This window comes from Rhodococcus sp. IEGM 1307 (assembly GCF_030056915.1).
Taxonomy (GTDB): domain Bacteria; phylum Actinomycetota; class Actinomycetes; order Mycobacteriales; family Mycobacteriaceae; genus Rhodococcus_F; species Rhodococcus_F opacus_D.
The window spans coordinates 287,310-299,362 of record NZ_JASHKW010000002.1; the positions used below are offsets into that span (position 1 = coordinate 287,310).

Annotated in this window: 9 protein-coding genes; 7 read left to right on the plus strand and 2 right to left on the minus strand. The window is 71.0% G+C overall.

Annotation, left to right across the window (positions count from 1 at the left end; genetic code table 11):
* From QM841_RS05120 to QM841_RS05145, 6 genes are all read left to right on the plus strand, one after another.
* Window positions 1-1,947: an FAD-dependent monooxygenase gene (locus QM841_RS05120; RefSeq protein WP_283331142.1), complete on the plus strand. Its 1,947-nt coding sequence runs from the start codon at window positions 1-3 to the stop codon at window positions 1,945-1,947.
* A gap of 9 nt (window positions 1,948-1,956) precedes the next feature.
* Window positions 1,957-3,690 (plus strand): dihydroxyacetone kinase subunit DhaL, encoded by a 1,734-nt coding sequence (dhaL, locus tag QM841_RS05125; RefSeq protein ID WP_283331143.1) that lies wholly within the window; start codon window positions 1,957-1,959, stop codon window positions 3,688-3,690.
* 126 nt (window positions 3,691-3,816) lie between these two features.
* Entirely contained in the window at window positions 3,817-4,614 is a 798-nt protein-coding gene (locus QM841_RS05130) for a hypothetical protein (RefSeq protein ID WP_283331144.1), read from the plus strand.
* 150 nt (window positions 4,615-4,764) lie between these two features.
* Entirely contained in the window at window positions 4,765-5,022 is a 258-nt protein-coding gene (locus tag QM841_RS05135) for a hypothetical protein (protein WP_280782123.1), read from the plus strand.
* Window positions 5,023-5,027: 5 nt separating this feature from the next.
* Window positions 5,028-9,539: a cation-translocating P-type ATPase gene (locus tag QM841_RS05140; protein WP_283331145.1), complete on the plus strand. Its 4,512-nt coding sequence runs from the start codon at window positions 5,028-5,030 to the stop codon at window positions 9,537-9,539.
* Window positions 9,540-9,571: 32 nt separating this feature from the next.
* Window positions 9,572-9,844, plus strand: a complete 273-nt coding sequence (locus tag QM841_RS05145) for a hypothetical protein (protein ID WP_105413430.1) — start codon at window positions 9,572-9,574, stop codon at window positions 9,842-9,844.
* A gap of 14 nt (window positions 9,845-9,858) precedes the next feature.
* Here QM841_RS05145 and QM841_RS05150 read toward each other — a convergent pair whose 3' ends face one another.
* A complete protein-coding gene (locus tag QM841_RS05150; protein ID WP_005252352.1) occupies window positions 9,859-10,365 on the minus strand; it encodes a WKL family lipoprotein in 507 nt (168 codons plus the stop codon).
* 113 nt (window positions 10,366-10,478) lie between these two features.
* Window positions 10,479-10,748: an ANTAR domain-containing protein gene (locus QM841_RS05155; protein ID WP_005563493.1), complete on the minus strand. Its 270-nt coding sequence runs from the start codon at window positions 10,746-10,748 to the stop codon at window positions 10,479-10,481.
* 135 nt (window positions 10,749-10,883) lie between these two features.
* On the opposite strand from QM841_RS05155, the gene QM841_RS05160 reads away from it, so the two are divergent.
* Window positions 10,884-11,981: a GIY-YIG nuclease family protein gene (locus QM841_RS05160; RefSeq protein WP_283331146.1), complete on the plus strand. Its 1,098-nt coding sequence runs from the start codon at window positions 10,884-10,886 to the stop codon at window positions 11,979-11,981.
* Window positions 11,982-12,053: the final 72 nt, after the last annotated feature.

Sequence of the window (12,053 nt, forward strand, 5' to 3'; positions counted from 1 at the left end):
ATGTCCACCTACTTTCAGCCACAGAAGTACCCGGCGACGGAGTTCGCGTCGACCGGTGCAACGGACGAGGCCCTGCCCGTCGTCGTCGTGGGCGCGGGCCCGGTCGGCATGGGCGTCGCGCTCGGCCTCGCGCAGCGCGGCATCCCCGTCACCGTGCTCGAGGCCGCCGACCAGGTGTCGTTCGGCAGCCGCGCCATTTGTATCTCCCGGCACAGCCTCGAGGTGGCCGCCCGGCTCGGTTTCGGCCCGGAACTCGAGAAAATCGTGCTCCCCTGGGTGGGTGGGCGCAGCTTCTACCGCGACGAGCAGGTGCTGCACTTCCAGATGGCGCACGGCGAACACGACGTCCGCGGGCCCATGGTCAACGTGTCGCAGTCCGAGATCGAACAGATCATGACCGATACACTGCTCGCGCACCCGCTGATCACGTTCCACTGGTCGTCGAGCGTCGCCGGGGTGCTGCGGTCGGACGAGGACGTGACGCTCGACGTCGACACCGCGTTCGGTTCGCGCCGACTCCGCGCGCGCTGGGTGGTGGCCGCCGACGGCGGTCGCAGCCGGATGCGCGAACTCGCGGGAATCCGGTTGCAGGGAAACAGCTATCAGGGCAATTACGTGATCGCCGACATCCACTGGGAATCGACGCTGCCCGCCGAGCGGATGGTGTGGTTCGACCCGCCGAGCAACCCCGGCTCGACGATCATCATGCATCAGCAACCCCGCGACATCTGGCGCATCGACTACCAACTCGACAGTTCCGACGACGCCGAACTCGAGACGCAGGAAGACCGCATCCGCGACCGGATCACCCGGCACCTCGACTGGCTCGAGAACGACGTGCCGTGGACCCTCGAATGGCACGGCTTCTACCGCGCGCACGCGCTCGCGCTGGAAGACTTCACGCACGGTCGCATCCTGTTCGCCGGCGACGCCGCCCACCTGGTGCCGATCTTCGGCGTCCGCGGGCTGAACTCCGGCATGGAGGACGCCGAGACCCTGGCCTGGACCCTGGCCGCCGTCGTCCACGGGACCGCAGACGGGTCTCTCCTGCAGGCATATTCGTCCGAGCGGCGCGCCGCCTGGCGGCAGAACGTCGACAACGCGGGCAAGTCGACGCTCATCATGTCGCCCGGCAGCCACGGCTACCGCACCACCCGCGACGCGGTGCTGGCGCTGGCCACGACCCGTCCGGAGTTCGGTCACCTCATCAATCCGCGGCAGTCGAGTGCGACGCACGCGCACCTGTCGCCGCTCACGTGGCCGGTGGCCGAGGGGACGACCGGCGTGCTGCCCGGGGATCCGATGGAGGACCGGCGCGTCCGCGTCGTCACCGCCGAAGGGTCGGTGGAGTCGTCGCTGAACCGGGTCCGGGGAACGGGTTTCGCGCTCCTCGGTGTCGGAGTCGACGCGGCCGGTGCCCGGATGATCGCCGCACACGCATCCGCGCTCACGATGGCGCTGTCGCCCGAATCGGTGCGGGCGGTCGTCGTCCCGGCACCGGGTGCGGCGGTGGCCGCGGCGGCCGACCTGACGGTCCTCGACGACCCCGACGGTGCGCTGCCGACGGCTCTCGGCGCGTCCGCGGGTGAGTGCTTCGTGATCCGCCCGGACGGACTCGTCCTGTGCCGGGTCCGCGACCTGTCGCTGCTCGGCAACGTCCACGACCACCTGAAAACGGCAACCGCCCCCACGCTGGGCGTCGTCCCCGCGCACACGGAGACGACGGCGACACCGGACGAACTGCTGCGCGAGAACGTGTGGATGGGACTGTCCGAGGCGCTCGACCAGGCGGACGAATCGGACCGCGAGGGATTCCTGACCCGGCTCGCGCTCCTACTCGGATCGCAATCGGGCCTGCGGGAGTTCGAGGAAGCGCTGGCCGCCGCCTCCCACGTGAGTGGCAAAGTGTGCTCCGGCACTCCGCGGCACTCACATGCGGACGCTTAGCCTGGGAGCATGGCGCACCCACAGTTCCTGAACTCGCCCAAGTCCTTCGTCGTCGACGCGCTCCGCGGGGCCGTCGCCACCACCGACGATCTCGAATGGCATCCGGAACCGGGTTATCTCACACGGCGGGAACCGTTGCCGTCCGGGCAGGTCGCGTTGCTGTCGGGCGGCGGGTCCGGGCACGAACCGCTGCACGCCGGGTTCGTCGGCCGGGGCATGCTCACCGGAGCCTGCCCCGGCCTGATCTTCAGTTCGCCCAACGCGCTGCAGGTGCGGGCCGCGACCCGGGCCGTGGACGCGGGCGGCGGAGTCGTGCACATCGTGAAGAACTACACCGGCGACGTCCTCAACTTCCGCATCGCCGGCGAACTGGCGGCGGAGGACGGCATCACGGTCGAGCACGTGCTCGTCGACGACGACGTCGCCTCCGAACGGGAGGACGGGCCCGGACGTCGCGGCACCGCGGCCACGATCGCGGTCGAGAAGATCTGCGGCGCTTCGGCCGAACGCGGCGACGACCTCGCCACCGTCGCGGAGTTCGGGCGGCGCACCGCCCGGAATTCCCGCAGCATGGCGGTCGCGCTCAGCGCGTGCACCGTTCCGGGGGCGGACTCGCCGTCGTTCGACCTCCCGGAGGGGCAGATCGAACTCGGGATCGGCATCCACGGCGAACGTGGAACCGAACGGGTCGACGCGATGGGGGCGGCCGAACTGGTCCGCCGGCTCACCGACCCCGTGCTCGCCTCCCTCGGCGTGGAGCGGGGGGAGCCGGTGATCGCGATCGTCAACGGGCTCGGAGCGGCCCATCCGCTGGAGCTGCAACTGCTGTTCGGTGAGCTCGCCGACCACCTCGCGGAGCGGGGTGTGGTGATCCGTCGCTCGCTGGTCGGCAGCTTCGTCACCGCCCTCGACATGGACGGCGCGTCCATCACGCTGGTGCGCTGCGACGACCAGCTCCTCGACCTGTGGGACGCACCGACCGCCGCACCGGGATGGCCCAACGCCCCGGCCGGGGAATTCCGCGGCATCGCAGACGAATCCGAGGTGCGGTTCCGGTCGAACGTCGCCTCCCGCGAGCACGAGGCGGAGGTGCCCGGAACCGCCGACGCGCTGGGCCGGGCGGCGGTGGGTGCGTGGATCGGCGCGTTCGTGGAGAAGGTGCTCGCCGAGGAACCGAACCTCACCGACCTCGATCGCCGCGCGGGCGACGGGGACTTCGGAACCAACATGGTGGCCGCCCTCGACCACGTCGACGTTCCCGGGATCCGCGACCGCTACTCTCCGGCGACGGTGTTCGAATCACTGTCCGACGCCTACCTCGGTCACGCGGGTGGCACGTCCGGCGCGCTGTTCGGTGTCTGGTTCCGGCAGTTCTACCGGGTGGCCGCCGACGCACCGCACGAACTGGACACGAAGGCGATCGCCGCCGCGGCACGAGCAGGCCTCGACACGATCCAGGAACTCGGCGGGGCGCAACCCGGAGACAAGACGATGATCGACGCCATCGCCCCCGCCGTCGCCGCCCTCGAATCGGCCGTCGCGGCCGGGAAGGGGCCGGCCGAGGGTCTGGCCGAGGCCGCGGACGCCGCCGCCCGCGGTGCCGAGGCCACCGCGGACATCACCGCGCGGCGCGGCCGGGCCAGTTACATCGGTGAGGCGGCGCGCGGCGTCGTGGACCCCGGTGCACTGGTGCTGTCGTGGTTCTTCGCCGAGGCCGCGGAAGCGGCCCGCACGGTCGGGTAGTCACCGCGCGCCGGGCTCGGCACGTAAGGTGAGGAGAAGAACCCCCGAGTCGTGCTGTGCAAACCCGTCGCCACACCTCTCTCCACCTGCGTACGGGGCGCAGAATCAGGGACGGACACGTAGACAGTGGAAGACACCGCCAGCCGGGGAATCCAGGCTTTCATCGCCGACGTCGTGGAACGGGGCGGCAAAGCCGTCCGGCTCACCCACTCGCGACGTAACCCCGTCCAGGTCTGGGGCGACGACGGCACGAGTTGCATCGTGCGGGTGCGCTCCAAGCTCAGCGGCGACTGGCAGGCCCGCAAACAGGACGAATCGCTCGACGACGACGACACCGGCTCGCAGTTCTGGGTGTTCGTGGATCTCGCGAGTTCGCCGGAGGAGTTCTTCGTCGTGCCCTCGTCCGAGGTCGCCGACGACATCCGCGCCGAGGTGGATCTGTGGATGATGGACACCCCCGGCCGCACGCGGACCGGACATCACGCGATCCCGCTGAGCCGGATCGCGCACGGTCGCGGGCGCTGGGACTTGCTCGGGCTGGCGGGGGAGAAAGACCCCAGCCGGTACAGCGACGCGCAACGCGCGACGACGGCGGCGACGTTGCGCGCCGACGCCGACGCCCGCGCTTCGGCCCGGAAGAAGCCGGCCAAGGCGACGGCGGCGTTGGAGGAATTGATCGATACCCGCCTCGAGGTCGTGGCCGACTTCGAGGGATATCGGTTGGTCGGACGGTTCGACCCCGACACCCAGACTCTGGAGATCATGCGTGGTCCGATGCAGGGCCGCCGGTTCCCCGACCCCACGACGGCGGCGACCGCTGTTGCCAGTCACATCAGCGGAGACATCGAAACCCACGACGGCTGGGAATTCTGGCGCAGCGAACAGGGTGATCGAATTCCTATGGGGCAGAACAGTATCCGATAGCAGCTGAGAGTTCCCTGAAACTGTTCCGGCGCGCGGCGGTTGAGAATACCCTGAGGTGGGTACCGCAGACATGATCCGCCGTGCATCGGCGGTTGTGGCCACGGCCGATGGGAGCTCATGATGCGAATCGTCGATGGCACAGTGCACGCAGTGTCAGGTGCTGCGAACGCGACGACCAGTGCGGTCGGCGCGGTCGGAGGGGCCGCGATCGGTGGTGTGGTCGGCGGAGTGCGCGGAGCGGCGAGCGGGGTCCGGTCCGGCATGGAGAGCGGGAGTCATTCGACGCCTGCCGCCGCGCTGACCTTGGCCGCCGTCGGCGCGGCCGGACTGGTCGAGTGGCCGGTGCTGGTCACCGTGGGCGGGGCGGCGCTCGTGCTGCGGCAGTTCGGCGCGGGTTCCAGGCAGTAGCTGCCGTGGGACTCGGTCGATACGTCCGTGCCGCCGCATCCCTGCCGGTGCGCGGCGCCGGTGTCGGACTCGGGGTGGTGTCCTACGGGGGCACGGTCGCTGCCGATCTGATGGCGACCACCGCACGGACTGCGACGCAGATCGCCACCGAGGTGCTCGGGGGAACCCCGGCCCGCCGCACGAGTTCCGGACACGGCCGTGCCTGGATCGAGGTCCGCGGACTCGACGGACCTCGCGGGGACGACGTGGCCGCGACCGTTCTCGGCGCCGTCCGGGAGACCGCCGGTGTGGCGGGAGCCGAACTCAACCGCGCGCTGTCCCGGCTGGTGGTGACGGTCGACGAGGACGGACCGTCGGTGGCCGCGCTGTGTGCCGTGGTCGAGGGCGCGGAGGATGTCGCGCGACCGATCGCCCGCGGTGCCGTTCGCGACCGGCCCGGAGAACTTCCCGGCGACGACGTCGCACTCGCCGAACGCGCGCTCGCACTGGCCGCCGTCACGACGGGCCTGGTCGCGGCCGCCGGCGTTCGCCTGCTTCCGATGCCGGCCCTGCCGGCGGCGGTGCCAGCCGCCGCCGTCACGTTCGTCAACTATCAACCCCGATTGCGCAGCATGGTCGAGGACCGGCTCGGGCCGGACGCCGCCGAACTGCTGCTCGCCACCGCTCAGGCCGTCGGCGACGTGCTGCGGCGGGCACCTGCGTCACTCGCCGTGGACGTGGCATTGCGGTCGGCGATCACGGCGGAGGCGTGGTCGGGCCGGCGGGTGTGGCACCGCCGCGAACCCGAACTGGCCCGGGACCCCGCGGACGACACGGAGCGCCCCGCCCGCCCGCGCGGCGCATCGGGACCGGTGGAGCGGGACGTGGACCGGGCGGCGATCGCGCAGTGGGTGGGCGCGACCGCGGTGGGAGCGGCGACCCGAAGCGTCGCAGGCGCCGCGGACGCGGCCCTGGTCGCCGCGCCGAAGGCGGCGCGCACCGCACGCGAGGCCTTCGCCGCGACACTGGGCCGTGGACTGGCCGATCGCCACGCCGTGCTGGCCCTGCGTCCCGGCGCGCTGCGCTGCCTGGACCGGGTCGACGCGGTGGTCGTGGACCCGTCGGTGCTGCACACGGCCGAACTTCGGGTGAGCGGGATCCGTGCGGTTCGGGACGCCGACCGGACGAGAGTGTGGGAGGCCGCTCGATCTGCCGTGGAGGCCGGCGCCCTCGGGGTGGGCTGGCACGCGCTGACCGACCTTCCGGACGATGTCGCCGCGGCAGCCGTGGACGAAGATGCCGCCGTACTCGTGACCCCGGCGCACCATCCGAGCGCAGCGGCCGTGCTCGCGCAGGCGCGCTCGTCGGGCGCCCAGGTGGTGTCGGTGAACGTGGATACGCTCGGCGGACTCCGCTCGGCGTTCGACGATCTGCTGCCCTCCAGCGGATCACTGGATGTCGATCTGCGCGACGCCGTCGCGCAGTTGCAGGCGAACGGCGCGACGGTGGCGGTGGTCGCCGGCCGGGCGCCGCACGCACTGTCGTCCGCCGATGTCGGTATCGGTGTCCTCGTCGACGACGCCCCGCCGCCGTGGTGCGCGGACCTGCTGGTCGACGACCTCGTCGGAGTGTGGCGGGTGCTGCGGTCCCTGCCGGACGCGCGGACGGCGAGCCGGCGCGGCGTCGAGATCGCAACGGCGGCGTCGATGCTCGGTGCGCTCGTCATGCTGCCGGGAGTGCGTGGGCGTGGACCCGGACCCGTCACGGTCGGCGCGGCGGCAGGACTGTGGACGGGGCATTCCCTCGCGCGCGCTGTGCTGCGGGCCGAGGTTCCACCCGCCGCCCCGGTTCACGCCTGGCACGAGATGCCGGTGCCGGACGTGCGCCGGCTGCTTCCCGCGCGCAACGAGGAGGAGGCCGCGGTCTCCCGGCGCCGGTCGGTGAATCTGGTGCTGACCCCGGTCGAGGCGATCGGGCGGCTCACGGCGTGGCCGGTCGGGTTGGCCTGGGATTTCGGCCGGGCGATGCGGACGGAACTGTCGGATCCGCTGACCCCCGTCCTCGCCACCGGATCGGCGGCGAGCGCCCTGCTGGGGTCGCCGATCGACGCGGTGCTCGTGGGGTCCGTGCTGGCGGGCAACGCCGCGCTGTCGGCCGTGCAACGCCTGCACGCGGAACGTCTGCTGAACCGGTTGCTGGCGGCGGGCGATCCGCCCGCGCATCGCGTCGCCGGGCCTCCGGAGCGCCGGGTGACCGAGCGGGTGGAGGCGTCGCGGTTGCGGCCGGGCGACGTGATCGAGATCGGTCCCGGCGAGGTGGTGCCCGCCGACGGCAGGCTGGTCGAGGCGTCGGGCGTCGAAGTCGACGAGTCCTCGCTCACCGGGGAATCGCTGCCGGTGAGCAAGCAGACGTCGCCGACTCCGGGCGCACCACTCAGTGACCGCGCCTGCATGGTGTTCGCGGGGACCACGATCCTCACCGGCACGGCGGCGGCGATCGTCACCGCGGTGGGCGACGCAACGGAAGCGGGACGCGCGGGTGCCCTCACCCCCGCGAGTGCGTCGCACGTGGGTCTGCAGGCGCAGCTCAGAAGCCTCACCGACCGGGTGCTGCCCGTCAGCGTGGGAGGCGGCGCGCTGGTCACCGCCGTCGGGTTCCTGCGCGGCACCGGACTGCGGCAGGCCGTCACGAGCGGCGTCGCGGTCGCGGTCGCGGCGGTTCCCGAGGGTCTACCGCTCGTCGCGACACTCGCGCAGCAGGCCGCCGCACGCAGACTGACGAGGTCGGGCGCACTGGTGCGGACGCCGCGGTCCGTCGAGGCACTCGGCCGCGTCGACGTGGTGTGCTTCGACAAGACGGGCACCCTGAGCGAGAACCGACTGCGGGTCGTCACCGCCGTCCCGGAGCCGGGGTTCGATCGCGAGGACGTGCTCGTGTGCGCGGGCCGGAGCGCCGTGACCCCCGACGGCAGTCCGGCCGCGCACGCCACCGACGCCGCGATCGCCGACGCTGCCGTGGACCTGCTACCGCAGGAGGAAGACCGGAGCAGTTACCTTCCGTTCCGCTCCGGACGGCCCTACTCCGCCTCGCTGTCCGGGACACACGTGTCGGTGAAGGGTGCACCGGAGGTCGTGGTCGCGGCGTGCACCGGCATCGACGCGGACGAGGTCCACGACGCCGTTCTCGGCATGGCTGCCGACGGGTTACGTGTCATCGCCGTCGCCCGCCGGACCGTCACCCCCTTCCAGGCGCGTCGCGCGGCCGACGACACCGCGGTGCTCGACGATCTGTGCGGCAGTGGGCTGCAACTCGTCGGACTGCTCGGGCTGGCGGACACCCCGCGCCCCGAAGCGGCCGGACTGCTCCCGGCACTGGAAGGGCTACAGGTCGGGGTCCGGCTGATCACCGGCGACCATCCCGTCACGGCCACCGCCATCACGAAAGAGCTGGGACTGGCGGTGTCGTCCGAGCAGGTGATCAGCGGGACCGACTGGGACACCCTGTCGCACCGGGGGCAGGAGAATGCCGTCGAGAAGTGCGTCGTCTTCGCCCGGATGTCGCCCGAGAACAAGGTGCAGATCGTGCAGACCCTCGAGCGAGTCGGTCACGTCTGCGCGATGGTCGGCGACGGCGCCAACGACGCGGCCGCGATCCGGGCGGCCAGCGTGGGGATCGGTGTCAGCTCGCGCGGCAGCGACCCGGCCCGCAGCGCCGCGGACGTGGTGCTCCTCGACGGCCGTGTCGACGCGTTGCTCGACGCCCTCGACGAGGGCCGTCAGCTGTGGCGGCGGGTGCAGGCGGGGGTGTCGGTGCTGCTCGGCGGGAACGCCGGGGAGGTGGCGTTCGCGCTGATCGGCAGCGCGATCGCCGGACGGTCGCCGCTCACCGCGCGTCAGCTCCTGCTGGTGAACGTGCTCACGGACGCCCTGCCCGCGGCCGCCCTCGCGGTGAGCCCGCCCAACGAACAGGCCCGGGGAGAGGGCCGCGGCCCGGACAGCGCTGCGCTGTGGCGGACCGTCGCGATCCGCGGCGCCGCCACCGCGGCAGGCGCGACGACGGCGTGGGCGCTGGCGAGCGTGACGGGCAGGCAACGCCGGGCGTCGACGGTCGGGCTGGTGGCGCTGGTCGGCACGCAGCTGGGTCAGACACTCATCGATTCGCGGAGTCCGCTCGTGGTGCTCACCGCGGGCGGTTCACTGGCCGCACTCACCGTCATGGTCAGTACTCCCGGTGTCAGTCAGCTCCTCGGGTGCACCCCGCTCGGACCGGTCGGGTGGGCCCAGGCGCTGGGCTGCGCGGGTGCGGCGGCCGCGGCGGCCGCGTTCGCACCGGGGTTGCTCGAAAAGCTTGCGGGCGATCAGTCGACGATCTCGATCACACCCGCCCGCAACAGCACCGCATACACCTCCCGCAGCGGTGGGGTGAGCACGCGGGTGACCACCCCGGTCAACGGGTCCCCGGCGGCGGAGAAGACACCGGCAGCGGTCTGGGCGACGGAACTCAGCACAGCTGACACGGTCCGCGATCAAGGTGGCTGACCGGGAAACGGCACGGACAAGGGAGACGAACCATGGCCCAACGAACGTCGCAGGCGGAATCGCAGAGCGACGCCGTCCAGCGGGTGCGGGAGGCCCGCAGCTTCGCGGTGCAGCTACCGATCCTCGGCAGGGTGCCGCTGCCGAGGCCCGAGCAACTGGCATTCTTCGCGGCGATCGGCTTGCTCGCCGCCGTCGAGATCATCGAATGGCCGGTTGCCCTGACCATCGCGGCAGGACACATCCTGATCACCGATCAGCACAACCGCGCCGTCCAGGAGATCGGGGAGGCCCTGGAAGGCGCGTGACGCGGAAGTCCGGATCAGGCGGGCGGGCAGGCCGGTGACGTCAGCTGCGCGATCGCCACGATGGAACATGCCGTCGCCTTCGACAATTTCCACGTCCCGTTCTCGCCGGGCACGAAGATCGCGGGCAGGGTGTTCTGCTGCACCTGGCCGTTGATCGTCAGCTGCAGCTGCGCGCTGGCGCTGCCGTCACCGTTGTCGATCACCGGGTCCAGGACCGTGACCTGCGCGCCCGCCTGCTGGGCGGCGGCAGCAACCTGATTGAACAGGTTCGGGTCCTGCTCCGAACCCTCCACCATCGCGATCTTCTCCTCGAGCGGAGTGGCCGGGTCGAGGCCCTTCGCCAGCAGGGCGTTGAGTTCGGCCGCGGTCGGCAGAACGAGGTCGTCGGTGGTCTCGGCCGCTGCCGTGGTCGTGGACGTGGTGGTTGCGCTCGGGCCGGACGGCTCGTCGGAACCACAAGCGGACATCGTGAGGGCTGCGGCGATCGCTACCGCGGCAACCGTGATTTTGCGGATCGTCAACTCAGTTACCTCTTCGTATCTCGGTGCGCTGGTCGTTCGGTCTCACATCGAGTCTGAAGGTTTGGGCAGCGTCGCGCCGTCGAAGCCAGAGAATTCTCAGACTTCGACCGAATTCACGCAGCCGTACCGAACGCGCCGCGGTACGGAGTGGCGTGGCTCCACTGCAGAGCGGCAGCCGTGACGTCGGACGCGGGAAGGTCGTGGTGATGGGTCTGGATGAACGCGATCAGTGCGCGGGCGGTGCGCGCGAGGGCGACCTTGTGCCGGCGCGACGTCTCCGCGAGTTCGGTGAACGCGTCGTTCTCGGAGCATCCGCGGTAGGCGATGAGAATGCCGACCGCGATGTCGACGGCTGTGCGGGTGGAGTAGCTGGGCGCTGTCATGAATGTTCTCCCAACCTGCGTCGCAATGGGTACCACTCCATCCTCCCGCACTCGGTAGGACGTCGAAAGGGTTCGAATCTCCTCGAGCCTTCCTCGTGCGAGTTCTTCACCCAGGTTTTCCCTTACGGTAGGGGCATGGCTACCGTCTGGACGATCCCGATCGACATCACTTCTCGCTGGCTCGACAATTCCGAGGTCCAGACTTTCCTCGCGTCCAACGACCTGGACAACGCGGCACCCGACCCCCGGGTGCGGTTCGCGCAGTTCGCGGACGTCACGAAGTCGCTGGAACGGCACATCGGGCACACCTTCTCCTCGGTGCAGGGCGCGGCCACCGCACTCTTCGACGGCATCGACGGCGGTGTGCCCGTCGCGTTGAAACTGGCGGCGCTGCGCCTGATCCTGAAAGAGGTGTATCAGACCCGCCACGCGCCGCAGCCGTTCCCGAAGCGGGTCGGTGAGGAACTCGGCACCTACGTCTACGCCCTCCTCGATCCCCGCAACAGGTCGGTGTTCTACGTCGGCGCCGGACGCGGCACCCGGGTATACGGCTACGTGTGGGAGGCATTGGCCGAGAACGAGCACCGGAAGACGCTCGAGGATCCGGAGACCGACAGCGCCGAGGTGAAGGCCGCGACGATCGCCCGCATCCGCGAGATCTACGATTCCGGCCACGAGGTCGAGCACTACGTCGTGGCGCATCGGATCGCCGACACCGGGGACGTCGCCGGCGCGGTGCGGGGCGGAGTCGTGGGAGCGTTGGGGCTGAACGAGGGTGCGGTGCTCAGCAATCTCGCCGGTGGCGCGGGCGAGCATCGCGCGGTACCCGTCGACGACCTCGTGTTGCAGTACGCAGCAGAACCCGTCCCGAACCTGCCGACTCCCTGCGTCGTCCTCGACGTGCCTGCCGCGTCCCGGCGCGGCGTGACGCCGGAAGAGGTGTATGAACTGTCCCGCGGCGCGTGGGCGGCAGGCGCTGCCGTGCGCAACACCGACGACATCCCGGTGATCGTGTTCGCGGACAACATCGTTCGCGCCGCATACCGTGCCAAGTCCTGGTCGTCCGTCGCACGACCCGGTGACGCGGCGCTGTGGCGGTTCACCGGCGAGCCCGACACCGAACTGGAGAGCCAATTCGTGAACAAGCGCATCGTCCCCGCCAAGGTCGGTCTGAAGAAGTGGCCCACCCACGGCTGGGTCCCGCACCTCACCCAGGCGCGCCCCGGCCGCTGACGTGAGTGGCGAAGCGTGCCCCGGCACACTTTGCCACTCACCTGCAGAGTGGGCCTCCCGAGTCGGTGGGGT

Coding starts and splice junctions, on each gene's coding strand:
- QM841_RS05120 (WP_283331142.1), top strand. CDS start 1: ATGTCCACCTACTTTCAGCCACAGAAGTACCCGGCGACGGAGTTCGCG.
- dhaL (WP_283331143.1), top strand. CDS start 1,957: ATGGCGCACCCACAGTTCCTGAACTCGCCCAAGTCCTTCGTCGTCGAC.
- QM841_RS05145 (WP_105413430.1), top strand. CDS start 9,572: ATGGCCCAACGAACGTCGCAGGCGGAATCGCAGAGCGACGCCGTCCAG.
- QM841_RS05155 (WP_005563493.1), bottom strand. CDS start 10,748: ATGACAGCGCCCAGCTACTCCACCCGCACAGCCGTCGACATCGCGGTC.
- QM841_RS05160 (WP_283331146.1), top strand. CDS start 10,884: ATGGCTACCGTCTGGACGATCCCGATCGACATCACTTCTCGCTGGCTC.